This is a genomic window from Pseudoclavibacter caeni (assembly GCF_008831125.1).
Lineage (GTDB): Bacteria > Actinomycetota > Actinomycetes > Actinomycetales > Microbacteriaceae > Pseudoclavibacter_A > Pseudoclavibacter_A caeni.
Map to the genome: position 1 here is coordinate 47,389 of NZ_WBKA01000006.1, position 25,436 is coordinate 72,824.

Below are 25,436 nucleotides of genomic sequence, written 5' to 3' on the forward strand. Positions count from 1 at the left end.
TCCCCGATGAGGGGATGACGGCCTCGCCCAGACCGACCGGATGGCCGACCTAGTTGTACGTGCCCGGCTCGAAGTCGCCGAAGTCGTCCATGTCGGCGAACCCGAGGCCGCCCTGGCTGAAGTCGACGGAGTCGTTGAACAGGCGGTTCGGGTACCGCTCGGCCCGCGCCTCCTCGGTCGGCTCCACCTTGACGTTGCGGTAGACGTCGAGCCCGGTGCCGGCCGGGATCAGCTTGCCGATGATCACGTTCTCCTTCAGGCCCACCAGCGGATCGGCCTTGCCGTCCAACGCCGCCTGCGTGAGCACGCGGGTCGTCTCCTGGAACGACGCGGCCGACAGCCACGAGTCCGTCGCCAGCGAGGCCTTGGTGATGCCCATGACCTCGCGCCGACCGGTGGCCGGCTTCTTCTTCTGCGCCACGGTCTCGCGGTTGACCCGGTTGTACTGGTCCACGTCGACGACCTCGCCCGGCAGGAACGTGGTGTCGCCGTGGTCGACGACAGTCACCTTGCGCAGCATCTGCCGCACGATGACCTCGATGTGCTTGTCGTGGATCGGCACGCCCTGCGACCGGTACACGCCCTGCACACCCTCGACGAGCAGCCGCTGCACGGCCCGGATGCCGCTGACGCGCAGCACCTCCTTCGGGTCGAGCGCACCGGCCTGCAGCTGTTGTCCGAGCGAGACGTGCTGCCCCTCCTCGACGAGCAGGTTCGCGCGCTTGAGCACCGGGTAGACGAACTCCTCATCGCCGTTGTCGGGCGTGACGATGACCCGCCGGCCCTTCTCTGTGTCCTCGATGCGCACCCGGCCGTCGGCCTCGGAGATCGGCGAGGCGTTCTTCGGCGTGCGCGCCTCGAACAGCTCGGTGACACGGGGCAGACCCTGCGTGATGTCGTCCGACCCGGCGGTGCCGCCGGTGTGGAACGTGCGCATGGTCAGCTGGGTGCCGGGCTCGCCGATCGACTGCGCGGCGATGATGCCCACGGCCTCGCCGATGTCCGCGCGCTTGCCGCTGGCCAGCGAGCGCCCGTAGCAGGCCTGGCACACGCCGACCGCGGAGGCGCAGGTGAGCACCGAGCGCACCTTCACCCTCGTGATACCCGCGGCGATCAGCCGGTCGATCACCACGTCGCCGACGTCGTCGCCACGCCGGGCGACCACGGTGCCGTCGGCCGCCACCGCGTCCTCGGCCAGCGTGCGCGAGTACACCGAGTTCTCGACGTTCTCGTCACGGATGAGCTCGCCGTCGACCTCCTGGGCGATGACGACGTCGATGCCCTTCGTCGTCCCGCAGTCGGCCTCGCGGATGATGACGTCCTGCGCCACGTCGACCAGACGACGGGTCAGGTACCCCGAGTCGGCCGTGCGCAGCGCAGTGTCGGCCAGCCCCTTCCTGGCGCCGTGCGTGGCGATGAAGTACTCGAGATTCGACAGCCCCTCGCGGTAGCTCGAGATGATCGGCAGCGGGAAGATGTCGCCCTTCGCGTCGTTGACCAGACCGCGGATGCCCGTGATGTTGCGGATCTGCAGCCAGTTGCCACGGGCGCCCGAGGTGACCATGCGGAAGATGTTGTTCTCGCGCGGGAACGACTTCTTCATCGCGTCGGCCACCTTGTCGGTCGCCTCCGTCCAGACCTTGATGAGATCCTGACGGCGCTCGAGATCGGTCGTCAGACCCAGGTCGTACTGCTCCTGGACCTCGTCGGCCTTCTTCTGGTACTCCGCGATGATCGCGGGCTTCTCGGACGGCGTGACCATGTCGCTCATCGCGATCGTCACACCCGACCAGGTCGCCCAGTGGAAGCCGGCGTCCTTGATCGCATCGAGCGTCTCCGCCACGGTGACCTTCGGGTACCGCTCGGCGAGCGTGTTGACGATGTCGCCGAGCTCACCCTTGCCGGTCTGCGCCTCCACCCAGGGGTAGTCGGCCGGCAGCAACGTGTTGAACAGCGCGCGGCCGAGCGTCGTCTCCTTCAGGAACGGCTTCCCGGCCTCGTAGCCCTCCGGCGCCTTCCCCTCCTCGAAGACCACGCCGTCGAGACGGATGCGCACCTTCGCGTGCAGGTCCAGATCACCGGCGTCGTGCGCCATGATCGCCTCGGCGATCGACGAGTAGCTGCTGCCCTCGCCCTTCGCCCCCTCGATCAGGTCGGTCAGGCTGAACAGCCCCGTGATCATGTCCTTCGAGGGCAGGGTCACCGGGCGGCCGTCCGACGGCTTCAGGATGTTGTTGCTCGAGAGCATCAGCACCCGCGCCTCCGCCTGCGCCTCCACGCTCAGCGGCAGGTGCACGGCCATCTGGTCACCATCGAAGTCGGCGTTGAACGCCGCGCACACGAGCGGGTGCAGCTGGATCGCCTTGCCCTCGACGAGCAGCGGCTCGAACGCCTGGATGCCCAGACGGTGCAGCGTGGGCGCGCGGTTGAGCAGCACCGGGCGATCCTTGATGACCTCCTCGAGCACCCCCCACACGTCCGGGCTCGACCGCTCGACCTTGCGCTTGGCCGCCTTGATGTTCTGGGCGTAGCCGAGCTCGATGAGCCGCTTGATCACGAACGGCTTGAACAGCTCCAGCGCCATCTGCTTCGGCAGACCGCACTGGTGCAGCCGCAGCTGCGGACCGACCACGATGACCGAGCGGCCCGAGTAGTCGACGCGCTTGCCGAGCAGGTTCTGCCGGAAACGGCCCTGCTTGCCCTTGAGCATGTCGGACAGCGACTTGAGCGCCCGGTTGCCGGTGCCCGTGACGGGACGACCGCGGCGCCCGTTGTCGAACAACGCATCGACGGCCTCCTGCAGCATCCGCTTCTCGTTGTTCACGATGATCTCGGGAGCCCCGAGGTCGAGCAGACGCCGCAGCCGGTTGTTGCGGTTGATCACGCGCCGGTACAGGTCGTTCAGATCGCTGGTGGCGAAGCGGCCGCCATCGAGCTGCACCATCGGGCGCAGCTCCGGCGGGATCACCGGCACCACATCGAGCACCATCGCCGCCGGGGAGACCCCGGTGTGCAGGAAGGAGCTGACGACCTTCAGCCGCTTGATCGCGCGGATCTTCTTCTGGCCGCGCCCCTCCTCGATCTGCTGGCGCAGCTTCTCGGCCTCGCCCTCCAGATCGAACTCCTGGAGCCGGCGCTGCAGCGCCTCGGCGCCCATCCGCCCCTCGAAGTACTCGCCGAAGCGATCCTCGAGCTCATGGTAGACGGCGTCCTCCGGCAGCAGCTGGCCGACCTTGAGGGTGCGGAACACCTCCCAGGTCTGGTCGAGCCGCGACAGCTGGTCGTCATACGACTTGCGGATGCGGCCCAGATCCTTCTCGCCCGCGTCCTGCGTGCGACGGCGCGCGTCGGCCTTCGCCCCGGCCTCCTCCTGCGCGGCGAGATCCTGCTCCAGCTGCTGCTGGCGCTGCGCGAGCTCGGCGTCGCGCGCCTGCTCGATCTCCTGCGCCTCCAGCCGCACCTCGGCCTCGAGAGTGGCCAGGTCGTCGTGCCGGCCCTCCTCGTCGACCGAGATGATCATGTACGCGGCGAAGTAGATGACCTTCTCGAGGTCCTTCGGCGCCATGTCGAGCAGGTAGCCGAGCCGGCTCGGCACGCCCTTGAAGTACCAGATGTGCGTCACGGGGGCGGCGAGCTCGATGTGCCCCATGCGCTCGCGGCGCACGGAGCTCTTGGTCACCTCGACGCCGCAGCGCTCGCACACGACGCCCTTGTAGCGGATGCGCTTGTACTTGCCGCAGGCGCACTCGTAGTCCTTGGTCGGGCCGAAGATCCGCTCGCAGAACAGGCCGTCCTTCTCGGGCTTGAGCGTGCGGTAGTTGATCGTCTCGGGCTTCTTCACCTCGCCGTGGGACCAGTGGCGGATGTCATCGGAGGTCGCCAGGCCGATCTTGAGCTTGTCGAACTGCGTGGATTCGAGCACTTTCTCTCTCTCTCTGGAAGTCGTCTGTCGTCGATCAGCCGGGTCAGATCTCGTCGGTGGGGCCGCTCTCGAACTGCTTCGAGATGTTGATGCCGAGCTCCTCGACCGCGTCGTAGGCGTCCTCGTCGCTGTCACGCAGGCTCACCGGCCGGCCGTCGGCGCCGAGCACCTCGACGTTCAGGCACAGCGACTGCATCTCCTTGATGAGCACCTTGAACGACTCCGGCACGCCGGGCTCCTGGATGTTCTCGCCCTTGACGATCGCCTCGTACGCCTTCACGCGGCCGTTGACGTCGTCGGATTTGATCGTGAGCAGCTCCTGCAGCGCGTGCGCGGCGCCGTAGGCGTACAGCGCCCAGACCTCCATCTCGCCGAAGCGCTGGCCGCCGAACTGCGCCTTGCCGCCCAGCGGCTGCTGGGTGATCATCGAGTACGGGCCGGTCGAGCGGGCGTGGATCTTGTCGTCGACCAGGTGGTGCAGCTTCAGGATGTACATGTAACCGACCGAGACCGGGTCCGGGAACGGCTCGCCGCTGCGCCCGTCGAACAGCTGCACCTTGCCGGTGTGATCGATGAGCCGGTCGCCGTCGCGGTTCGGCAGCGTCGAGTCGAGCAGACCGGCGATCTCCTCCTCCGAGGCGCCGTCGAACACCGGGGTGGCCACCTTCGTGTTCGGCTCGGCCTGACGCGCCACGTCGGGCAGCTCGCGCGCCCACTCGGGATCGCCCTCGACCTTCCAGCCCTGCTTCGCCGCCCAGCCGAGGTGCAGCTCGAGCACCTGGCCGAAGTTCATGCGGCCAGGCACGCCCAGAGGGTTGAGGATGATGTCGACCGGGGTGCCGTCCGGCAGGAACGGCATGTCCTCGGCGGGCACGATCTTCGAGATGACGCCCTTGTTGCCGTGCCGGCCGGAGAGCTTGTCGCCCTCGGTGATCTTGCGCTTCTGGGCGATGTAGACGACCACGCGCTGGTTCACGCCGTTGCCGAGCTCGTCGTCGCCCTCCTCCGCGTCGAACACCTTCACGCCGATGACGGTGCCCTGCTCGCCGTGCGGCACCTTCAGCGACGTGTCGCGCACCTCGCGGCTCTTCTCGTTGAAGATCGCGCGCAGCAGGCGCTCCTCGGCCGAGAGCTCGGTCTCGCCCTTCGGCGTGACCTTGCCGACGAGGATGTCACCGGGACGCACCTCGGCGCCGATGCGGACGATGCCGCGCTCGTCGAGATCGGCGAGCATGTCCTGTGAGACGTTCGGCAGGTCGCGGGTGATCTCCTCCTTGCCGAGCTTCGTGTCGCGGGCGTCCACGTCGTACTCCTCGATGTGGATCGAGGTGAGCGTGTCGTTCTTGACGATGTTCTGGTTGAGGATGATCGCATCCTCGTAGTTCAGGCCCTCCCACGGCATGAAGGCGACCAGCAGGTTCTTGCCGAGTGCGAGCTCGCCGTTCTCGGTCGCCGGGCCGTCGGCGATGACCTGGCCGGCCTCGACCCGGTCGCCCTGGTGGACGATCACGCGGTTGTTGTAGCAGGTGCCCTGGTTGGCGCGCTCGAACTTGCGCGTCGGGTAGGTGTCCAGCTCCCCCTCGTCGTTCTCGACGACGATGAGGTCGGCCGACACCTCGGTGACCACGCCGCCGACACGGGCGACGATCGTGTCACCAGAGTCGACCGCGGTGTACGCCTCGAGACCGGTGCCGACGAGCGGGCTGTCGCTGCGCAGCAGCGGCACGGCCTGGCGCTGCATGTTCGCGCCCATGAGCGCGCGGTGCGCGTCGTCATGCTCGAGGAACGGGATGAGCGAGGTGCCCACCGAGACCATCTGCCGGGGCGAGACGTCGATGAAGTCGACCTGGTCGGCCGGGACCATCTCGACGTCGCCGCCCTTGAGGCGCACGAGCACGCGGTCCTGCGTGAAGTGGCCGTCGGCGTCGAGGTCGGCAGTGGCCTGCGCGACCACGTACTCGTCCTCGTCCGAGGCGGTCAGGTAGACGATCTCGTCGGTGACCCGGCCATCCACGACCCGACGGTACGGGGTCTCGATGAACCCGAACGAGTTGATCCGGGCGTACTGGGCCAGCGAGCCGATCAGACCGATGTTCGGCCCCTCAGGCGTCTCGATCGGGCACATGCGGCCGTAGTGCGAGGGGTGCACGTCGCGCACCTCGACGCCGGCGCGCTCGCGTGACAGGCCGCCGGGGCCCAGCGCGGAGAGGCGGCGCTTGTGCGTCACACCCGCCAGCGGGTTGTTCTGGTCCATGAACTGGGAGAGCTGGCTGGTGCCGAAGAACTCCTTGATCGCGGCGACGACCGGGCGGACGTTGATCAGCGTCTGCGGCGTGATCGCCTCGATGTCCTGGGTCGTCATGCGCTCGCGCACCACCCGCTCCATGCGGCTGAGGCCCGTGCGCACCTGGTTCTGGATGAGCTCGCCGACGGTGCGGATGCGGCGGTTGCCGAAGTGGTCGATGTCGTCGACGTCGACCGGCACCTCGATCGCCTGGCCGTCGCGCACGCCCTCGACCGTGGCCTCGCCCGCGTGCAGCGCGCAGAGGTACTTGATCGTCTTGACGATGTCCTCGACCGTCAGCGTCGACTGGGTGATCGGGGCGTCGAGACCGAGCTTGCGGTCGATCTTGTACCGGCCGACCTTCGCCAGGTCGTATCGCTTGTCATTGAAGTAGAAGTTCTCGAGCAGGGCGCGGGCGGCCTCGGCGGCCACCTGCTCGCCCGGGCGCAGCTTGCGGTAGATGTCGCGCAGGGCCTCGTCCTTGGTGACGATCGTGTCCTTCTCGAGCATCGCGAGCACCGACTCGTAGTCGGCGAACTCCGCCTGGATGTCCTCAGTGGTCAGGCCCAGCGCCTTGAGGAAGACCGTCACCGACTGCTTGCGCTTGCGGTCGATGCGCACGCCCACCTGGTCGCGCTTGTCGATCTCGAACTCGAGCCACGCGCCGCGGCTCGGGATCACACGGGCCGAGAAGACCTCCTTGTCGGAGTTCTTCTCGAACTGGCGCTCGAAGTACACACCCGGCGAGCGGACGAGCTGCGAGACGACGACGCGCTCGGAGCCGTTGACGATGAACGTGCCCTTCTCGGTCATCATCGGGAAGTTGCCCATGAAGACCGTCTGCGTCTTGATCTCGCCGGTCTCGTAGTTCATGAACTCGGCCTCGACGTACAGCGGGGCCTCGTAGGTCTTGCCGCGCTCCTTGCACTCGTCGATCGTGTAGCGCACGGGCTCGAGCGTGGGGTTGGCGAAGCTCAGATGCATCTTCTCGAGGTTGTCCTCGATCGGCGAGATCTCCTCGAACACGGCCTGCAGGCCGCTCTGCTCGGGCACGTCGTGGCGGCCGGCCGCGCGGTCGGCCTCGAGCCGGGCCCGCCAGGCGTCGGCGCCGATGAGCCAGTCGAAGCTCTCGGTCTGCAGCGCCAGCAGGTCGGGCACGCTGATGGGCTCGTGGATCTTGGCGAAGGAGAGGCGCTTGTAGTCGCGACCCTCGGTGTGGACGGTGGTGTTGGATGCGTTGCGCGCAGCAGCCAAGAGGTTCCTCCGGTCATGTGGCTCGTCGTTTCGGTGGATTCGACCGCGACCCGCCGGCGTCCAACACGATCCGACCTCGCCCGCCGGGCTACACTCGGCCCTCGGGCGACGTCGGATCCCACTGTGTGACCGCCATATGACACACCACCTGCCCACCGCCATATGCGGGCATGAGAAAACACCGACGAGCGCAAACATTCAGCATAGCGCCCATACCATGACCTGTCCACCCCTGCAAGCGGATGCCGCGGGACGAGGCCGGCCGGATGCCCAGGAACGACCGCAGCCCGGACTGCCCGACGTCAGGACCGGCCGGGCAGCCCGCCCAGGTCCACGACCGGGCGACGCCGGTTCCGGAGCCGGACCTCGGGCGCCCCACCGAACACCGCATCCCCGCTGTGCGAAGCGCCGCGAGCCGCAGCGCGGAAATCGCCACGCTCAGACACCGACCGCGGCGAGCAGCCGCTCGACGAGCACGCCCCGGTTGCCCTCGAGGTCGGCCAGCGTCCCGGGGCGACGCACCTGCTCCGGCGTCAGCCAGGTCAGCTCGAGCGCGTCCTGCCGCGGCTGGCAGGTGCCGGTGACGGGCACGACGTACGCGAGCGAGACGGCGTGCTGCCGCCCGTCGAACAGCTCCGCGGGGCTCGACGGCACCGGGAAGTACTCGCCGACCGCCAGCGGCAGCGGCGAAGCCGGCAGCTGCGGGAACGCGATCGGCCCCAGGTCGTTCTCGAGATGCCGCAGCAGCGCCTCGCGAAGGCTCTCGCCGAACCGCACCCGGCCCGAGACGATCGTGCGGGTGATCGACGCGGCGTCGCTCACCCGCAGCAGCAGGCCGACCTCAGTGACGCGTCCTCCCGACCCCACGCGCACGGGCAGCGCCTCGACGTACACCATCGGCACCTTGCGCCGGGCGAGGTCGAGCTCGACGTCGGTCAGCCACCCCGAGTCAGCCCCGCCGGACTGGCTGAGGACGTCGTCGTCGGGGTCCTGCGGATCCGGCGTGCCCACGATGCTCATGTCGAGCATTATCGCACCCGCCCCTGGTCAGCGACCCCGGCCGGGCCGGCCGCCGCCCCGGCCGGACGCCCGCGCGCCGACGCGCGGTAGAATCCCGGCACATGAGCCAGCCGCAGACCGATCCGCACGCCCCGAGCCGCCACGACGCCGCCGAGCCGTACGCCGACGGCCCGGCCCGCACCGCGTCCGCCACCCCCGTGGAGCGGCCGAGCTACCGCTTCTACCCCGTGATCGTGGCCGTGTTCGCCTCGCTGCTGCTCATCTCGAACATCGCGGCCACGCAAGGGGTCGTGTTCGGGCCGATCGCCGGGTTCCCGATCAACACCGACGGGGGCTTCCTGCTCTTCCCGCTCGCGTACGTGCTCGGCGACGTGCTCAGCGAGGTCTACGGGTTCCGGCGCACGCGGCTGGCGACGGTCATCGGGTTCGGCATCGCCCTGGGCGCGATGGTCTACTTCCAGTTCGTCATCGCGCTGCCGAAGTCGGAGGGCACGGACGCCGCCTCGTTCGACGCGCTGCTCGGGCTCAGCGCGCCGCAGATCCTGCTCGGGTCGCTGCTCGGCTTCCTCGTCGGGCAGACCCTCAACGCCTGGGTCGTCGTCGCGATGAAACGCCGCCGCCGCGACGAGCGCCAGCTCTGGGCGCGGCTGCTCGGGTCGACCGTGGCCGGCGAGCTCGCCGACACGCTCGTGTTCTGCCTGATCGCCGCCCCGGTGCTCGGCTTCACCTCGCTGAGCGACTTCGTGATCTACACCGTGCTCGGGTTCGTGTACAAGACCGCGGTCGAGGCGGTGCTGCTGCCCTTCACCTACCGCGTCATCGCCTGGGTGAAGCGGCACGAGCCCGACTACCGCCCGGTCGGCGCCTGAGGCATCCGCCCGCCGCTCAGCGCGCCGAGCCGTAGTACGCGCCCAGCACGTCCTCGCGGTATGCGTCGAAGTCGCCCGCCTCGATCGCCTGCCGGGCGTCGTCGACGAGCCGCACGATGAACCGCTCGTTGTGGATGCTGCAGAGCGTCGCCGCGTTCATCTCGTGCGCCTTGAAGAGATGGTGCAGGTACGCCCGCGTGTAGTGGGTGCAGGTGTGGCAGTCGCAGCCGGGGTCGATCGGGCCGAGGTCCATGCGGAAGCGGGCCTGCTTGAGGTTGTAACGGCCGTGTCGGGAGTACACCGCCGAGCTGCGCGCCACCCGTGTAGGCGACACGCAGTCGAACGTGTCCACGCCCGCCTCGATCGCGGCGAGGAGGTCGTCCGGCTCGCTGATGCCGAGCAGGTGGCGAGGACGGTCCTCCGGCAGCTCGTCGACCATCCACCCGATAATCTCGGCCATCCGGCTCTTCTCCAGCGCACCACCGAGCCCGAACCCGTCGAAGCGGCGCCCGTCGACCTCCATCGCGCCGAGGTCACGGGCCGCCTTGCGCCGCAGATCCTCGTGGTTGGCGCCCTGCAGCACGCCGAACAGCGCCTGGGGCGGCCGGTCGGCGCGCGCCTCGGCGAGGCGACCATGCTCGGCGAGGCAGCGCTCGGCCCAGCGTCGGGTGCGCTCCAGCGAGCGCTCCTGGTAGCCGCGGGTGTTCATGAGCGTGGTCAGCTCGTCGAAGGCGAACATCACATCGGCGCCGAGCTGATGCTGGATGCGCATCGACACCTCGGGTGTGAACCGGTGCATCGATCCGTCCAGGTGCGACTTGAACGTCACCCCGTCGTCGTCGACGTGTGCGAGCCGCTCCCTGCCAGGTGCGACCACCTCGTCCGACCGACGCCCCGCCATGTCCATCGCGAGCACCTTCTTGAACCCGACGCCGAGGCTCATCACCTGGAACCCGCCCGAGTCGGTGAACGTCGGCCCGGACCAGTTCATGAACCGGCCGAGCCCGCCGGCCGCGTCGAGCACCTCGGGGCCGGGCTGCAGGTACAGGTGGTATGCGTTGGCGAGCAGCGCCTGGGCGCCGAGGTCCGCCATCGCCTCCGGCAGCACAGCCTTCACCGCGGCCTGGGTTGCGACCGGGATGAACGCGGGCGTGCGGATGTCGCCATGCGGGGTGTGGATGACCCCGGTGCGGCCGCCCCGCCCGCCGCGCGCCCGTCCGGCGGACGCCGCCCGGGCACCGCCGGCCGCGTCGCCTCCCCCGCGGCGCGGTTCCAGTCTGGTCCTGATCTCGAAGCCGAAGGTCATCCGACCATCATGCCACCGGAACCCGGGCCAGGCACGGGGCCCGAGCGGTCAGGGCGCTGCCCGGCCACCGACACAGATTCAGCATCCCGACCCCGTCACAGCAGAGAATCCGCCCCACCCGCCGAATCCCCGCCGAGACGCTGACCGCATCACGGCATCCGCACCCAGACGCCGTCACACGTCGTCATCCGCGAGCGCCCGGGCCACGGGCTCGCCTAGGGTGAGTTCATGCGACCGTTCCTGCATCTGAGCGTGCGCGACGATGACCTCGCCACCGCCGAGGAGCACGCCGCGCTGCTGCGCTTCACCGGGCTCGCCGATGACGAGCTCGCCCATCGCCGCGTCGAGCGGGCGAGCCTCGCCGGGCTCGACCCGGCCGCGTTCTCCGGCATCATCCTGGGCGGCAGCCCGTACGACTGGACGGCGCCGGAGGCGGAGAAGGACGCCCTCCAGCGGCGCATCGAGACGGAGCTGACCGAGCTCGTGCGCCGGGTGATCGACGCCGACCTGCCCTTCCTCGGACTGTGCTACGGCGTCGGCGCGGTCGCGGCCGCCTGCGACGTGCCACTCACCCGCGCGCATCCCGAGGACGCTCGTCTCGCCCGCGTGGCCGTCACCCCGGCCGGCCGCGACGACCCGCTGCTGGCGGACGCGCCCGAACTGCTGCACGCGTTCGTCGGCCACCACGAGGGACTCGCCGCGACGCCGCGTGACGCCGCGCTGCTGGCCGTCGGCGACGTCGCCCCGGTGCAGATGCTGCGCGTGGGCAGCCGCGTCTACGCCACCCAGTTCCACCCGGAGCTCGACCAGTCGGGCTTCATCCGCCGCGCCGCCCGCTACGACGGCCACGGCTACTACCCGGACGGCCACCTCGACCGGGTGGACGAGGCCACCCGCGACGTCGACACGTCCGCCGCCCACGCCCTGCTGCGCCGGTTCACCGAGGTCGCCCGGCGGTGAGCGGCGCGGCGCGGCGATCCGCGTCAAGGCGGCCGCGAGCGCGCCGCTGACCGAGACGATCGTCTCCCGCCCGCGGGCTCGTCCGAGCCAGCCGCGTCGTCTGCCCCACGGCCCCACGCAGCCGCGGGCCAGGCGGCGGGGCTGGTCAGGCGGCGGGGCGTGCCAGCCGGCTCTTCCGCGCCATGACCGCACCGTCTACGATCGTTGGTCATGGATTCCACTGATCATCAGACGGATGATCGGAAGTACATCGAGGTGTGGAACGACCTGGTCTCGCCCAGAGACCTGACCTGGTCGCTCGTCATCTGCGGCGGCACCACCGCCGCCGCGCTTCTGATCTCGCAGGCTCTCGGACAGAGCGCCTTCTTCTGGGGCCTCGGCGGCTCCGTCGTCGGCTTCATCGTCACGACCCTGCTCATCACCCCGAAGCGGGTCGTCCGCCTGGTCGACGGGCCCTCCCGCGGCGTGGCCGGCCCGGCCGCCGCATCGGACGATCCTGACGCATCCGCGGGCACCGTGTCCCGCGCGGCGACGGACGCGGCCGGGGCGCCGAGCGGGCAGGGGCCAGGCCACGCGACGGTCGCGCCCTCTCCCGCGACCGATCACCGGGACGCCGCGGGCACCGCCGCACCCGGCACCACCGCCCCGGACGAGGAGGCCCGCTGATGGACGCCGCACTCCTGCTGCAGATGCTCGTCGCCGCGATCGGCGCGATCCTGCTGTACACGTTCATCGGGTTCATCCCGGGCACCGACGAGACGAGCGTGCTCGTGCCGGTCACCCTGGCCCTCGTGCTCGCCGGGGTGGCCCCCGCCGTGGTGCTCACGTTCTTCATCGCCGCGATCGTGACGCTCAATCTCACCAACGCGATCCCGACGGCCCTCGTGGGCCTGCCCGGCGGGGTGATGTCCACACCGATGATGGACCACGCCCTGCTGCTCAAGCGCCGCGGCCGGGCGGCCGAGACGATCCGGAAGATGGCCGCCGGCAGCGCGGTGGGCACCATCATCGCGATCCCCGTCAGCCTCGCGATCGCCACGGCGATCATGCCGCTGGCCGACCAGCTGCGCGCGTACGGCTCGCTGCTGTTCGTCATCGGCGCCGTGGTGCTCGCGCTGCTCGGCCGCAACCGTCTGCTGTCGCTCATCGCGATCATCCCGATGGCGCTGCTGTTCCAGGGCCTGCTCGCCCTGTACCGCCAGCAGGGCGTGCTGCCCGAGGGGAAGAGCGTGTCGGTGTCGTTCTTCCTCGGCATCACGATCGGCCCGCTGCTGGTGTCGCTGCTCGACCTGCTCAACCGCCGCCACCGTGACGCGCTGCCGCGCCGGGCACCGGCGCGGATCGACCTGTCGCGGCACGACCTGCGCGGCGGCTCGCTCGCCCCCAGCCGCATCCTCACGCGTGACGAGCTGGCCCGCACGAGCCTGTGGTCGCTCGTGACCACCCCGCTGTTCTTCCTCAGCCCGGTGGCACTGACCTTCCTGCTCGGCGAGACGGCCGCCGGCCCGGCCCGACGCTCCGCCGGCGAGCAGGGCGAGATCATCCGCGCGAACCGCGCCGTGAGCGCGATGAACGGCATCGCCCACGCTAGCTACCTCTCCGGCACGATCATCCCGCTGCTGGCGATCGGCCTGCCGCTGTCGCCGGTCGCGATCGGCCCCGCCCAGGCGCTGTTCAACGCCCCACCGGTGTTCACCACCGACCCGATGGTCAACATCCACACGCTGCTCGGCACCGGAGAGTTCATCGCCGCGGTCGTCGTGGGCGCCCTGCTGGCGCTCGTGCTCATGTACGTGATCGCCGTGCGGTACTCGTATGCGATCACCGACTTCGTGATGCGCCGCATCCCCCACGAGGCGGTGCTCGGGCTGTTCATCGCGTTCGTGCTGCTGCTGGCGTACCTGGACGCGGGCGTCGCCAACATCGCCGGCGTCCTGCTCGTCGGCGTCGCCTGCGGTACCCTGAACAGGATCGGCGTGAGCTATGGCGTGCAGTTCATGACGCTGTACGCCTCGCCATGGATCGTGCAGAACCTGCTCTGAACCCCCGTCCGAGCGACTCTGCGTCGGCGCCGTCGCGCCGGGAAAGGCTTCATCGATCGTGCAGGTCAGCGACCACTCCCCCGCGGATGCGCCCGCCCACACCGGCATGGGACAGACCGTCGCGAAGGTCATCCTCTTCGGCGAGCACTCAGTCGTCTACGGCTATCCCGCCATCGCGCTGCCCCTGGCGGGGCTGCGCATGACCGCCCGTGTCGAGCCCGCCGACGGCCCGGCGACGCTCACCTGCCTCGGGTGGTCGGGCCCGCTGCGGCAGGCGCCTGCACGCCTCGCGAGCGTCGTGCGCGCGGTGGACGCCGCCCTCGAGCACGTCGGCCGCCCCGACGCCCGCCTGCACGTCACCACCGTCGCCGACTTCCCGCCCGAGCGGGGCCTCGGTTCGTCGGCCGCGGCCGCCGGCGCCGTCATCCGAGCCGTGCTCGACGCGTTCGACACGCCCGCCGATGCCGAGGACCTCTTCGAGCTGACGCAGGCCGCCGAGCGGGTGGCCCACGGGCATCCGTCCGGTCTCGACGCCACCGCCACGGCTTCCACCGCGCCGATCCGCTTCGAGGCGGGCCGCACCGAGCCGATCGCGATCGACGTGCCCGCCTGGCTCGTCGTCGCTGACTCCGGCGTGCACGGCAGCACCCGCGAGACCGTCGGGCACATCCGCGAGCGCCACGAGATCGACCCGCAGGGCACCGACCCGCTGCTGGCCGACCTCGGCCGCATCGCCCGAGACGCCGAGACCGCCCTGCGCGACGGGGACGCCGCCGCGATCGGCGAGCTCATGGACGCGGCCCACGCGCGACTGGCCGCGCTCGGCGTGAGCGACACACACCTCGACGCGCTCGTGGCGACCGCCCGCGACGCCGGCGCGCTCGGCGCCAAGCTCACCGGCGGCGGCCGCGGCGGCTGCGTGATCGCGCTGGCCGAGAGCCGTCCCGCGGCGGAGCGGATCGCGCAGGCGCTGGAGGGCGCAGGCGCCCGACGCTCCTGGGTGCACGCCCCGCAGGCCCGGGAGGCTGCCGCATGAGCGCCGAGCCACTGCGCGAGCGCACCCGGACGGCGGCGACCGCCGTCGCCCACGCGAACATCGCGCTGATCAAGTACTGGGGCAAGGCCGACGAGGGGCTCATCATCCCGCACACATCGAGCCTGTCGCTCACCCTCGACGACCTGCACACGACGACCTCGGTCGTCTTCGACGAGGCCCTCGACACCGACGAGGCCGCGCTCGACGGCCGCCGACTCGCCGGCCGGGCGCTCGCCCGGGTGCGGGTCATGCTCGACCTCGTGCGCGCGCGGGCCGGGCTCGACGGGGTGTCCGCGCGCGTCCGCTCCCGCAACACCGTGCCCACCGCGGCGGGGCTCGCCAGCTCCGCGTCCGGGCTCGCCGCCCTCGCCGGCGCGGCCGCCGCGGCGGCGGGGCTCGACCTCGACGACCGGGATCTCTCCCGGCTCGCCCGCCGTGGGTCGGGGTCGGCGGCCCGCTCCGTGTTCGGCGGCCTCGCCCTGTGGCACGCCGGCCATGACGACGCCAGCTCGTATGCGGAGCCCGTGTCGAGTCCGCTGCGCCTCGCGATCGTGGTGATCGTCATCGACGCCGGCCCGAAGCCCGTCTCCAGCCGCGAGGCGATGCGCCGCACCGTCGCCACCTCGCCCGACTACCCCGCCTGGGTGCGCCGCAGCGCCGGTGACCTCGCCGAGGCGCTCGACGCCGTGCGCACCGGCGACCTGCCCCGGCTCGGGGACGTCGCCGAGGCGAACGCGTTCGGCATGCACGGCACGATGCTCTCGGCCACGCCCCCGGTGCGCTATCTCACCCCGGCCAGCCTCGCCGCCCTGCGCACGGTGTGGCGGGCCCGCCGCGACGGTCTGCCCGTCTGGGCGACGATGGACGCCGGCCCGAACGTCAAGGCGATCACGTCCGCCGCCGACGCGGAGGCCGTCGCCCGCCGGCTGCGCGCCGACCTGGCCGGGGTGGTGCCCGAGACGAATGTCATCGTGGCGCATGCCGGTCCGGGCATACAGGTGCGCCGGCATCCCGCGGAGGCCCGCTGATGGCGGTCGTCGCCCGGGCACCCGGCAAGCTCTACATCGCCGGTGAGTACGCGGTGGTCGAGCCCGGCCGCCCGGCCGTGCTCGTCGCCGTCGACCGGTACGTCACGGTCACCGTGACCCCGACGGAGGGCACCGGCCACATCATCTCCGACCAGACCGCACCCCGGGCGCTCGCCTGGCACCGGGTGGGCGACGACCTCGTCGTCGACCCAGAGCAGTCCCCCTCGCGCTTCGTACTCGCCGCGATCCAGACCGTCGAGGAGGTCGCCCGGTCACTCGGGGCGCCGCTCGGCGTGTACGACCTGCGCATCGACAGCGAGCTCGACGACGACTCGGGGCGCAAGTTCGGCCTCGGCTCCTCTGCGGCGGTGACGGTCGCGACCGTGCGCGCCCTGTGCGCGTTCCACCGGCTCGACCTGACCCGGATGGAACAGTTCAAGCTCGCCCTGCTCGCCACCCTGGCCGTGGAGCGCTCCGGCTCCGGCGGCGACGTCGCCGCCAGCCAGTTCGGCGGCTGGATCCGCTACACCGCGTTCGATCGCGAGCGCTTGCGTGCCGAGCGCGTCGCCCGCCCCGCCGTCGAGCTGCTGCGCGAGCCGTGGCCGGGGCTCGGTGTGGCCCGGGTCGTCCCGCCCGACCGGCTGCGCCTGCTGGTGGGCTGGACGGGATCGCCGGCGTCGACCGCCCGGCTCGTGGACGGCGTCCAGGCCCGCAAGCGCGACCGCGACGTGCGCTACCTGGCGTTCCTCGACGACAGCACGGCGTGCGTGGATGCCCTGGTGGCCGCGCTGGAGGCCGACGACGCGAGTGGCGTGCGCCGCGCCGTCCGCCGCAACCGCGAGCTGCTGCGCGGGCTCGGCGAGCACGCCGGCATCACGATCGAGACACCCGCGCTCACCCGGCTGATCGAGACAGCCGAGGCGTCCGGGGGCGCGGCGAAGACGAGCGGGGCCGGCGGCGGCGACTGCGGCATCGCGCTCATCGACCGTGACCGTGACATCGAGGCACTGCTGGCGGCCTGGGAGCGGGCCGACATCCGCCGGCTGAGCCTGCGCGTGCACCCGCCGGAGGGCGTCATCGACGACGCGGGCGACGCGACCGCCGGAGGAAGCCTGGCATGAACGACGGAGAGGTGAAGCGGGCATGAGCAGCGAGCGCAAGGACGAGCACGTCCGGCTGGCCGAGGAGCTGCACGACGAGTCCCGGCGGGGCGGCTTCGACGACGTGCGGTTCCTGCACCGGTCGTTCCCCGGGCTGGCCGTCGCCGACGTGTCGACCGGCACCCGGATCGCCGGGCGGGACTGGACGGCGCCCTTCTACATCAACGCGATGACGGGTGGCAGCGAGCGCACCGGCCGACTCAACGCGCAGCTCGCCCGCGCGGCGGCGGAGGCGGGGGTTGCGATAGCCAGCGGGTCGGTGAGCGCGGCGCTGCGCGAGCCGGCGCTCGAGCCGACGTTCCGGGTGATCCGCGAGCAGGCGCCCGAGGCGTTCGTGCTCGCGAACGTGAGCCCCGAGGCGACCCCGGAGCAGGCGCGGCACGCCGTCGCCCTGCTCAGCGCCGACGCCCTGCAGATCCACGTGAACGTGGCCCAGGAGCTCGTGATGCCCGAGGGCGACCGGGACTTCACCGGCTGGCTCGACCGCATCGCGGCGATCGTGGCCGCCAGCGACGTGCCAGTGGTGGTCAAGGAGGTCGGGTTCGGACTCGGCCGGGAGGCCGTCACCGCCCTCGTCGAGCACGGCGTGACCGCGGTGGACGTCTCCGGCCGGGGCGGCACCGACTTCATCGCGATCGAGAACCACCGACGGCTGCGCAGCGAGTACGGGTATCTGACCGGCTGGGGACAGACCGCCGTGGAGTGCCTGCTCGACGTGCTGCACCGCGCGCCCGAGCACGGCGGCCCGGTCGAGGGGGTCACCGTGCTCGCCTCCGGCGGCGTGCGCACGCCCCTCGACGTGCTGCGCGCCCTCGCCCTCGGCGCCCGCGCCGTGGGGGTCAGCGGGCACTTCCTGCACGTGCTCGTCTCGTCGGGGCTCGAGGCCCTGATCGCCGAGCTCGTCTCGTGGCGGCAGCAGCTGCGCACCCTGTTCGCCCTGGTCGGCGCCCGCGACCTCGCGGCGCTGCAGGAGGCGGACCTGCTCGTGACCGGCCCGACCGGCGAATTCGCCCGGCTGCGCGGCATCGATCTCGCCGCCCTCGCCACCCGGCGGGAGCGGGCCGCCCGGATAGCCCGGACGGCCCAGACCGGTCGGACCGGCGCGGCGTGACCGGGCCGGAGGCGACGACGCCCGGACAGCCCTCGAGCCGACGGGCCGCCGCCGTGTGGCTCGTGGGCCTCGCCGCCTACATCGTCGCGGTGTGCAACCGGTCGAGCCTCGGCGCCGTCACCCCGGACGCCGCCGACCGGTTCGTCGTGAGCGCCGGGCTGCTCGGCGGGTTCGCCGCGCTGCAGATGGGTGTGTATGCGGCCGGGCAGATCCCCGCCGGCCTCGCGCTCGACCGCTTCGGCGCCCGCCGCGTCCTCGTGGTCGGCATGACCTTGATGGCCGCCGGGCAGACCCTGTTGGCGCTGTCGACGGACATCGCGGCGGTCTTCACCGCCCGCGCGCTCGTCGGGCTCGGCGATGCCGGGGTGTTCATCTCGGTGCTGCGGGTGCTGCCGGAGTGGTTCCCCGCACGCCACGTGCCGATGGTCACCCAGCTGACCAGCATCCTCGGCCAGCTCGGCCAGATCATCAGCGCCGTGCCGTTCGTGCTGCTGCTGCACGCGGCAGGGTGGACGCCCGCGTTCCTGTCGTTCGCGGCGCTGAGCGTGCTCGCCCTCGTGCTCGTGGCCGTGCTGTTCGCCGACGCGCCCCATCCCCGCCGGCGCCCGCCGGCCACGGGGCTGCGGACGATGCTCGGCGACGTGGCCCGTACGTTCGCCATCCCCTCGACGCGACTGGGCATGTGGGTGCACGGCGCGACGCTCGGCGGAGTGAACGCGTTCGCGCTGATGTGGGGCGTGCCGTATCTCGTCGCCCTCGGCCACACCCGCGCCGAGGCGAGCGCCGCGCTCGTCGTCGTGACGCTCGCGGGCATCGCCGTGGGCCCCGTGATCGGGGCGCTGACCGCCTCGTTCCTGCACGGGCGGGTCATGCTCGTGCTCGGCGCCGTGGCGCTGGAGCTCGCCGGCTGGGCGCTGCTCGTGCTGCCACCCGCGGCGTCGCTGCTGACGATGGTGCCGGGTGTGGCACTCGTCGGTGTCGGCGGCCCGGCCAGCTCGATCGGCTTCGAGATCGTGCGGGCCGGCAACCCGCCCGAGCGGCAGGGGCTCGCGAGCGGGTTCGTCAACGTCGGCGGCTTCACCATGGCGCTCGTGCTGATGCTCGGCACGGGGCTCCTCCTCGACGAGCTCGCCCGGGTCACGGGGCGGCCGCTCTACGACCCCGCGTCGTTCCGGCTCGCGATGCTGCTCATGCCCGCGGGGATGCTGCTCGGCACGCTCGCCATGCTGCGTGCCCGGGCCCTCGAACGGCGGCAGGAGTCACCCGCGGCGTGACGCTCGGGTGGCCCAGGGCGGCAGCCGGGCAGGTCCCCGCCCACACCCCGCGAGGACCGTCGCGTGACCGGCCGCCGGGTGACGATCTCGCAACGATTCGTGACGCCGCTTGACTTCGCCGGGCGGAGGGGATTCACTGAGGAGCACCATGACCTCCCCTGACGAGACCGCCGTCCAGCCGCACATCGATGACCTGTGCTTCCGGCTGCACCAGGCCGCGACCCTCGTGGACCGTCTCGTCGACACCTGGCTGCGCGAGCACTGGGCGCTGCCCGCCGGGCAGTTCTGGACACTCGTCGCCGTGGGCCTGCGCGAGGAGAGCCCCAGCCAGCGCGAGATCGCCCGCGAGCTCGGCGTCTCCCGTGCCGCGGTGACCGCCCGCGTCCGCGCGCTCTCCCGCGCCGGACTCGTCACCGTCCACCACGCCCCCGGCGATCGGCGCACACAGCGGGTCGCGCTCACCGAGCGCGGCGCCCGGAGGCTCGCCGAGGCCTGGCAGGGGCTCGTCGCCTACCAGAACACGCTGCTGAGCGGCATCGACCAGCATGCGCTGGGCACCCGCATCGACCTGCTGGTGGACAACGCCGAGAGCGCCGAGCGGGCCCGGGCGGCCACGCGCGGCTGAGGTCGTCTCCTCCCGCCCGCACCGGCGGGGAGGCTCCACGCGACCGACACCGCGAGCTGAAACCGCGTCCCTCCGAGCCACACGACCGCGCCCGGGCGCCACTGGCCCACGCGCCAGGGCGCCGACTCAGGGCTGGGGGACGACGACGGTGGGCGTGTCCAGCTCGAGCAGCACCCCGTGGGTCACCGACCCGAACAACGCCCGGCCGAGCACCGTGCGCGAGTGCGTGCCGAGCACGAGCAGCCGGTGCCCGCGCGCCGCGGCGACGATCCCCGCGGCGGGCGAGGCGGCCTCCACGGCACGCCCGCGGACGTCGAGGCCCGGATGCGCGTCGTGCAACAGACGGACGCGCTCGTCGAGCCGGCTCTGGAACTCCACGCCGACGGGGGCCAGCCCGCCGCCCATCGCCTCGGCGGGACGGGAGAGCAGCGGCGGCAGCCCCCACGCTGAGACGAGCTCGAGCCGCTCGCCGGTCGCGAGCGCCTCGCCCACACCGAACGCGATCGCGTTCTCGCTGACCTGGTCGGGGCCGACCCCGACGACGATGCCGCTGCCCGGCCGGTCGGCATCCCAGTCCACAGGGACCACCACTGTCGGCACGGTCGTGGACACCGAGACGCGCAGGCCCTTCGCCCCGCCAACGGTCTCGCGCAGCGAGGCGCCGTGGTGTGAGCCGAGCACGATCAGGTCGTGACCCTCGGCGGCGTCGACCACCGCATCCACGATGCCGCCGGTGGCGATGCGGGTCGTCGCCTCGATCTGCGGGAACGCCACGGCGAGCTCGCGGGTGACGGCCTTCAGCAGGTTGTGCGCCGCGGTGTAGGCGACCTGCTCGGTCGCCCCGCTCTCCCGGGCCGCCCGGGGATCGATCACGGTCAGCAGCGTGAGCGTCGCGCCATCGCGCACCGCCCGCCGCGCCGCCCAGGCGAGCGCCCGCTCGCCTCTCGTGCTGCCATCGATGCCGACGAGGATGCTGGTCATCGTGCGTGCTCCTTCCGCCTGTGCGGCGTCTCGTGTCTGGATGTCATGCTCGGGATGCGGGGATGAGGGCAGGTGGCCCGTGACGACCGGTCGGTATCGTCGGCGACGCACCGAGGCGGGACGACGCCCCGATCACAGTGCGGGCGGCGCGACGATCCGGGCGGAGCGGACGCCGCGGCGCGCCGGTCAGTGGAACTGCGGGATCATGAGCCACAGCGCGAACAGCACGATCGCGACGCATGCGCTGAAGCACAGCACCGAGCCGGTGCGGGCCAGGAGGTTCGCGTTGCCGCGACTGTCCACCTCGCCGACCGCCCACAGGCGCAGCGCCGTCGCGTAGAGCGTGCTGACCGTCGCCGCGACTCCCACGGCGACCACGAGCACCAGGGTCAGATTCATGAGATTCATGCGCGTTGCCTCCCTCTGCCGTTCAGGCCGCCGCCACCGGGGCGGGGGCCGGCGTCGCGTTGACGTTTGCGGCGGTGACCGGGTTCCGCTTCGAGAGCCGGTAGATGCCCCAGATGATGGCCGCGGCGATGAGCGCGACCCCGAGCGTGCCCCAGATGTTGATCTTCGCGAGCGCGCAGGCCGCGGCGCCGACGACCCCCGCGGCGGGGAAGGTCACGATCCAGCCGACGACCATGCGCCCGGCGACGCCCCAGCGCACCGGCGAGCCCTTGCGGCCCAGGCCCGCGCCGACGATCGAGCCGGAGCACACCTGCGTCGTCGACAGGGCGAAGCCCAGATGCGATGAGACGAGGATCGTCGTCGCCGAGCTCACCTCGGAGGCGAACCCCTGCGGGGTGGTGATCTCGGTCAGCCCCTTGCCGAGCGTGCGGATGACCCGCCAGCCGCCGGAGTAGGTGCCGAGCGCGATCGCGAGCCCGCATGCGGCGACGACCCACAGCTCCGGGCCGGAGCCTGACTCCTGCATCCCCGCGGTGATGAGCGTGAGCGTGATGATACCCATCGTCTTCTGGGCGTCGTTGGTGCCGTGCGAGAGGGCGACGAGCAGGGCGGTGATCGTCTGCCCGTGGCGGAAGCCGTCCTCGACGCGCTTCCGGGACATCCCGCGGACGATCCAGAGGACGAGCCGCACCGCCAGCCAGGCGGCCAGACCGGCGACGAACGGCGAGATGAGCGCGGGCAGCAGCACCTTGTCGAGCACGGCCAGGAAGTTCACGCCGGAGAAGCCGGCACCCACGACGACCGCGCCGACCAGGCCGCCGAACAGCGCGTGCGAGGAGCTGGACGGCAGCCCCACGAGCCAGGTGAGCATGTTCCACACGATCGCGCCGATCAGCCCGGCGAAGATGAACTCGGGGCCGATGTGCACGGCGTCCTCGTTGATGATGCCGCCCGAGATGGTCTTGGCGACCTCGGTCGACAGGAACGCGCCGACGAGGTTCAGCGCGCCGGCGGCGATGACCGCGGTCTTCGGCTTCAGCGCGCCGGTGGCGATCGAGGTCGCCATCGCGTTCGCCGTGTCGTGGAATCCGTTCGTGAAGTCGAACGTCAGCGCGGTGGCGATGACGAGGACGACGATGACGATGGTGGTGGCGTCCATGCGCTGTGATGCGGTCCCTTCTGCGCGGCACATCCGATCCCACGGCCGTGGGGCAGGTTCTGACTCGCCGTCGTCCCCTTGCCCACACAGTGTGAGCCGGCAAGGTTACGAGAAGGCGAACGCCTGCTGTGGCTCCACCCGCACGTCGACCATGCACCACTCATTCTAGCCGTGCCCGGCGACGGTGGTCACTCCCGTCGGGCAGCACCCGCCAGGCGATCGCCGCCGCCGTCGCCATGAGCGCCGCGCCGATGGACGCGGTAACGACGACCCCGCCCTCGAACGCGTTCGTAGCCGCCTCCCACAGCGCCGCCCCTGTCTCCGGCGGCAGACCGAGCGCGGCCTCGCCGGCGCCGGCGAGGGTCTCGCGCGCCCGGGCCGCGGCGTCGGCGGGCACCCCGTCGGGGACCACGAGCGCGATGCGGTGGTGCGCCGTGAGCAGCCCGCCGAGCAGCGCCGTGCCGAGCACCGCGCCGACTTCGTAGGCGGTCTCGGAAATCGCGGAGGCCGCCCCGGCCCGCTCGGGCGGAGCGGCGGAGAGGATCAGGTCGTTCGACATCGTGTCTGCCGCGCCCACCCCGGCGCCGAGCAGGCAGAAGGCGACCGCGGTCAGCGTCCACCCGGACCCCGCGCCGGCGACCGCGACCAGGGCGTAGGCCGCCGCCGAGCACAGCAGCGCGCCCGCCATCAGTCCGCGCACCGACCGGGTGGCCGCCGGGCGGACGATCGCGAGCCCGGCGACGATCGACAGCAGGATGCCGGGCAGGAGCACCAGCGCCGCGTCGAGCGCGTCGAGCCCGAGCACGAGCTGCAGATGCTGGCTGGCGAAGTACAGGAAGCCCACCAGCGCGGTCACGCTGAGCAGGTTGATCACGACACTGCCGGCGAACCGGGGGTCGTGCAGCAGCGCGAGGTCGAGCAGCGGCCGCGTCGCCCGCCGCATCCGGCGCACGAACCACCACCCGGCCAGGCCGCTCGTCGCGATCGCGGCGACCGCGGGCACGACCGCCCCGCCCGCGGCGAGCTCCTTGACGCCGAGCACGAACCCGCCCAGGGTGGCCATCGAGGCGAGCATGCCCGGCACGTCCACCGGCCCGGGACGCGGGTCGCGCGACTCGGGCACGAGCAGCGGGGCGAGCGCGAGCAGCGGCACCAGCATCGGCACCGCGATGAGGAACACCGATCCCCAGGGCAGCCGCTCGAGCAGCAGCCCGCCGACCAGCGGCCCGGCAGCGGTGCCGGCCGAGAAACAGGCCGCCCATACCGCCACGGCGACGCGTCGACGCTCGCGGTCGGGGAACAGGTCGCGGATGAGCGCGAGCGTGGCGGGCATGAGCGTCGCCCCGAACACCCCGGTCGCCGCGCGCAGGGCGATGAGCCACCCGGCCGACGGGGCGAACGCGCTGGCGACCGAGCAGGCGGCGAACCCCACCGCCCCGACGAGCAGCAGCCGGCGGCGGCCGATGCGGTCGCCGAGTCCGCCCATGGTGACCAGCAGCCCGGCGAGGACGACCGAGTACGCGTCGAGGATCCACAGCTGCTGGGCGGCGTCCGGATGCAGGCTCCGCGCGATGTGCGGCAGCGCGAGGCTCAGCACGGTGGCGTCGATCGAGACGAGCAGCACCGGCAGCATGAGCACCGCGAGCGCCACCCACGCGCGGGCGGACGGCGTGGCGGCATGGACGCGCTCCGGAGCCCGTGCGGTGATGCTCGCTCGCCGCTCGACAGTCATGATGGCCCCGGTCCTCTCCGCTCGTGTCGTCCGGCCGCCGCGGCCTCCGCGCGCCGGCGGCGCCGCGGCACCGGCACAGCGCCGACCACACCGACTGTACCGTCTGGACGGTTCAGTCGCCACCCCGCGGATAGACTGGCCGCATGCCCGACGTCACCGCCCCCGCCGCTCGCCCCGCCCGCGAGCGCGTGCTCGACGCGTACACCGACCTGCTCGAGCGCCGGGGCGAGCGAGCGGCGACCCTCGACGCGGTGGCCCGCGCGGCCGGGGTCTCCAAGGGCGGCCTGCTCTACCACTTCGCCACGAAACATGCGCTGGAGGCCGGTCTGCTCGCCCGACTCGACACGCTCGTCACCGCCGATCTCGCCGCCATGCGCACCGCACCCGAGGGGCCGGTCGAGCACTTCCTGCGCTCGTCGGCCAGCGACGACACCCCGTTTGACCGCACGCTGCGCGCCGTCGCCCGACTGTCCCAGAGCAGCGACGCCGCCCGGCAGGCGCTCGCCGACGTCAACACCCGCTGGCTCGCCCAGATCCGCGACGCCGTGGGCGACGACGACCTCGCACGCACGATCCTGCTGATCAGCGACGGCATCTACTACGGCTCCGCCCTGCTGCGCGAGCAGGGGGACCCGACGGCCGGGCCCGGCGCGCGCGAGATCGACGCGGCCGTGCGCGTCATCCGTCGGCTTGCCGGCAACGAGGGAGACGGCGCCGACGGATCCCGGGGATCGCTCGCCGCCCGGGCCGACTGACACGGACGCGCTCCAGACCTGTTGGCACCGGCCGCGCACCAGATGATGGCAGGGAGCCTCAGGGCCTCACGAATCGCTCACTCCCCGGCCCCTCAGCAGTCCCCACGGCTCAGAGACGGCAGCGCCCGGTCTCCACGGCTTCCCGCTTCTGCGCGATGACATCACGCACCCGCTGATGGAGCACGCACCCGCTGATGGAGAAGGATATACGCGGCCCGGCCCGTGTCCATCCATGCCGCCATCCACTCGATACGGGCGAGATGCCCTTCCACGTCAGGACTCAACAGCTCGGCAGCTCATCCGGCCCTGGTCCAACGGTCAGACCGCCACCGACGTCGTCCTGAGCCCTGATGCAGAGACGACGAGAGCCCCGCTCCCCAGTGGACACATGGGGACCAGGGCCCTCGATCATGGCGGTGACGGCGGGATTTGAACCCGCGGTAGGTTGCCCTACACATCATTTCGAGTGATGCACTTTCGGCCGCTCAGACACGTCACCGGGAGAAGACA

At 71.8% G+C, this 25,436-nt stretch carries 19 protein-coding genes and 1 tRNA gene; 11 read left to right on the forward strand and 9 right to left on the reverse strand.

The window, feature by feature from the left end; translation table 11 throughout:
* Nucleotides 1-49: 49 nt before the first annotated feature.
* The 3 genes from F8O02_RS07710 to F8O02_RS07720 all read right to left on the reverse strand — a co-directional run bounded on the left by F8O02_RS07710 (nt 50) and on the right by F8O02_RS07720 (nt 8,480).
* Entirely contained in the window at nt 50-3,922 is a 3,873-nt protein-coding gene (locus tag F8O02_RS07710; RefSeq protein WP_158036672.1) for a DNA-directed RNA polymerase subunit beta', read from the reverse strand.
* A gap of 43 nt (nt 3,923-3,965) precedes the next feature.
* On the reverse strand, nt 3,966-7,460 hold the full coding sequence (gene rpoB, locus F8O02_RS07715) for a DNA-directed RNA polymerase subunit beta (RefSeq protein WP_158036673.1): 3,495 nt from the start codon (nt 7,458-7,460) through the stop codon (nt 3,966-3,968).
* A 438-nt stretch (nt 7,461-7,898) separates the two neighbouring features.
* On the reverse strand, nt 7,899-8,480 hold the full coding sequence (locus F8O02_RS07720; protein ID WP_158036674.1) for a DUF4916 domain-containing protein: 582 nt from the start codon (nt 8,478-8,480) through the stop codon (nt 7,899-7,901).
* Nucleotides 8,481-8,581: 101 nt separating this feature from the next.
* Between F8O02_RS07720 and F8O02_RS07725 the strand changes: the two genes are divergently transcribed.
* A complete protein-coding gene (locus tag F8O02_RS07725; RefSeq protein ID WP_158036675.1) occupies nt 8,582-9,349 on the forward strand; it encodes a queuosine precursor transporter in 768 nt (255 codons plus the stop codon).
* A 16-nt stretch (nt 9,350-9,365) separates the two neighbouring features.
* Here the strand turns inward: F8O02_RS07725 and tgt are convergent, their stop codons facing one another.
* A complete protein-coding gene (gene tgt / locus F8O02_RS07730; RefSeq protein WP_158036676.1) occupies nt 9,366-10,655 on the reverse strand; it encodes a tRNA guanosine(34) transglycosylase Tgt in 1,290 nt (429 codons plus the stop codon).
* Nucleotides 10,656-10,883: 228 nt separating this feature from the next.
* On the opposite strand from tgt, the gene F8O02_RS07735 reads away from it, so the two are divergent.
* The 9 genes from F8O02_RS07735 to F8O02_RS07775 all read left to right on the forward strand — a co-directional run bounded on the left by F8O02_RS07735 (nt 10,884) and on the right by F8O02_RS07775 (nt 19,891).
* Nucleotides 10,884-11,615, forward strand: a complete 732-nt coding sequence (locus F8O02_RS07735; protein ID WP_158036677.1) for a glutamine amidotransferase — start codon at nt 10,884-10,886, stop codon at nt 11,613-11,615.
* Nucleotides 11,616-11,825: 210 nt separating this feature from the next.
* Entirely contained in the window at nt 11,826-12,281 is a 456-nt protein-coding gene (locus F8O02_RS09030) for a hypothetical protein (protein ID WP_179416380.1), read from the forward strand.
* Nucleotides 12,281-13,657, forward strand: coding sequence for a tripartite tricarboxylate transporter permease (locus F8O02_RS07745; RefSeq protein ID WP_158036678.1), 1,377 nt, complete (start codon nt 12,281-12,283; stop codon nt 13,655-13,657). The genes F8O02_RS09030 and F8O02_RS07745 overlap by 1 nt, the downstream gene beginning before the upstream one ends.
* 58 nt (nt 13,658-13,715) lie before the next feature.
* Nucleotides 13,716-14,693 carry a mevalonate kinase gene (gene mvk, locus F8O02_RS07750; RefSeq protein ID WP_218859617.1) on the forward strand — a complete coding sequence of 326 codons (978 nt, stop codon included), beginning with the start codon at nt 13,716-13,718 and terminating at the stop codon, nt 14,691-14,693.
* Nucleotides 14,690-15,721, forward strand: coding sequence for a diphosphomevalonate decarboxylase (gene mvaD / locus F8O02_RS07755; RefSeq protein WP_158036679.1), 1,032 nt, complete (start codon nt 14,690-14,692; stop codon nt 15,719-15,721). Before mvk ends, mvaD begins: the two co-directional genes overlap by 4 nt.
* Entirely contained in the window at nt 15,721-16,842 is a 1,122-nt protein-coding gene (locus F8O02_RS07760; protein WP_158036680.1) for a phosphomevalonate kinase, read from the forward strand. The genes mvaD and F8O02_RS07760 overlap by 1 nt, the downstream gene beginning before the upstream one ends.
* A gap of 22 nt (nt 16,843-16,864) precedes the next feature.
* Entirely contained in the window at nt 16,865-17,992 is a 1,128-nt protein-coding gene (gene fni, locus F8O02_RS07765) for a type 2 isopentenyl-diphosphate Delta-isomerase (protein WP_158036681.1), read from the forward strand.
* Nucleotides 17,989-19,266: an MFS transporter gene (locus F8O02_RS07770; RefSeq protein WP_158036682.1), complete on the forward strand. Its 1,278-nt coding sequence runs from the start codon at nt 17,989-17,991 to the stop codon at nt 19,264-19,266. Before fni ends, F8O02_RS07770 begins: the two co-directional genes overlap by 4 nt.
* Before the next feature lie 148 nt (nt 19,267-19,414).
* On the forward strand, nt 19,415-19,891 hold the full coding sequence (locus F8O02_RS07775; protein WP_158036683.1) for a MarR family winged helix-turn-helix transcriptional regulator: 477 nt from the start codon (nt 19,415-19,417) through the stop codon (nt 19,889-19,891).
* Nucleotides 19,892-20,017: 126 nt separating this feature from the next.
* Here the strand turns inward: F8O02_RS07775 and F8O02_RS07780 are convergent, their stop codons facing one another.
* The 4 genes from F8O02_RS07780 to F8O02_RS07795 form a co-directional block, all read right to left on the reverse strand.
* The gene (locus F8O02_RS07780) at nt 20,018-20,872 is read right to left on the reverse strand and encodes a universal stress protein (protein WP_158036684.1); all 855 of its coding nucleotides are present in this window, start codon (nt 20,870-20,872) and stop codon (nt 20,018-20,020) included.
* Nucleotides 20,873-21,058: 186 nt separating this feature from the next.
* A complete protein-coding gene (locus F8O02_RS07785) occupies nt 21,059-21,280 on the reverse strand; it encodes a hypothetical protein (RefSeq protein WP_158036685.1) in 222 nt (73 codons plus the stop codon).
* Nucleotides 21,281-21,302: 22 nt separating this feature from the next.
* Nucleotides 21,303-22,439 (reverse strand): inorganic phosphate transporter, encoded by a 1,137-nt coding sequence (locus tag F8O02_RS07790; RefSeq protein WP_158036686.1) that lies wholly within the window; start codon nt 22,437-22,439, stop codon nt 21,303-21,305.
* 160 nt (nt 22,440-22,599) lie between these two features.
* Nucleotides 22,600-24,171, reverse strand: a complete 1,572-nt coding sequence (locus F8O02_RS07795; protein WP_158036687.1) for an MFS transporter — start codon at nt 24,169-24,171, stop codon at nt 22,600-22,602.
* 143 nt (nt 24,172-24,314) lie between these two features.
* Here F8O02_RS07795 and F8O02_RS07800 point away from each other — a divergent pair, with 143 nt between their 5' ends.
* Nucleotides 24,315-24,926 (forward strand): TetR/AcrR family transcriptional regulator, encoded by a 612-nt coding sequence (locus tag F8O02_RS07800; protein WP_218859619.1) that lies wholly within the window; start codon nt 24,315-24,317, stop codon nt 24,924-24,926.
* A 411-nt stretch (nt 24,927-25,337) separates the two neighbouring features.
* Here F8O02_RS07800 and F8O02_RS07805 read toward each other — a convergent pair.
* A tRNA-Ser gene (locus tag F8O02_RS07805) sits at nt 25,338-25,425 on the reverse strand.
* Nucleotides 25,426-25,436 lie beyond the last annotated feature (11 nt).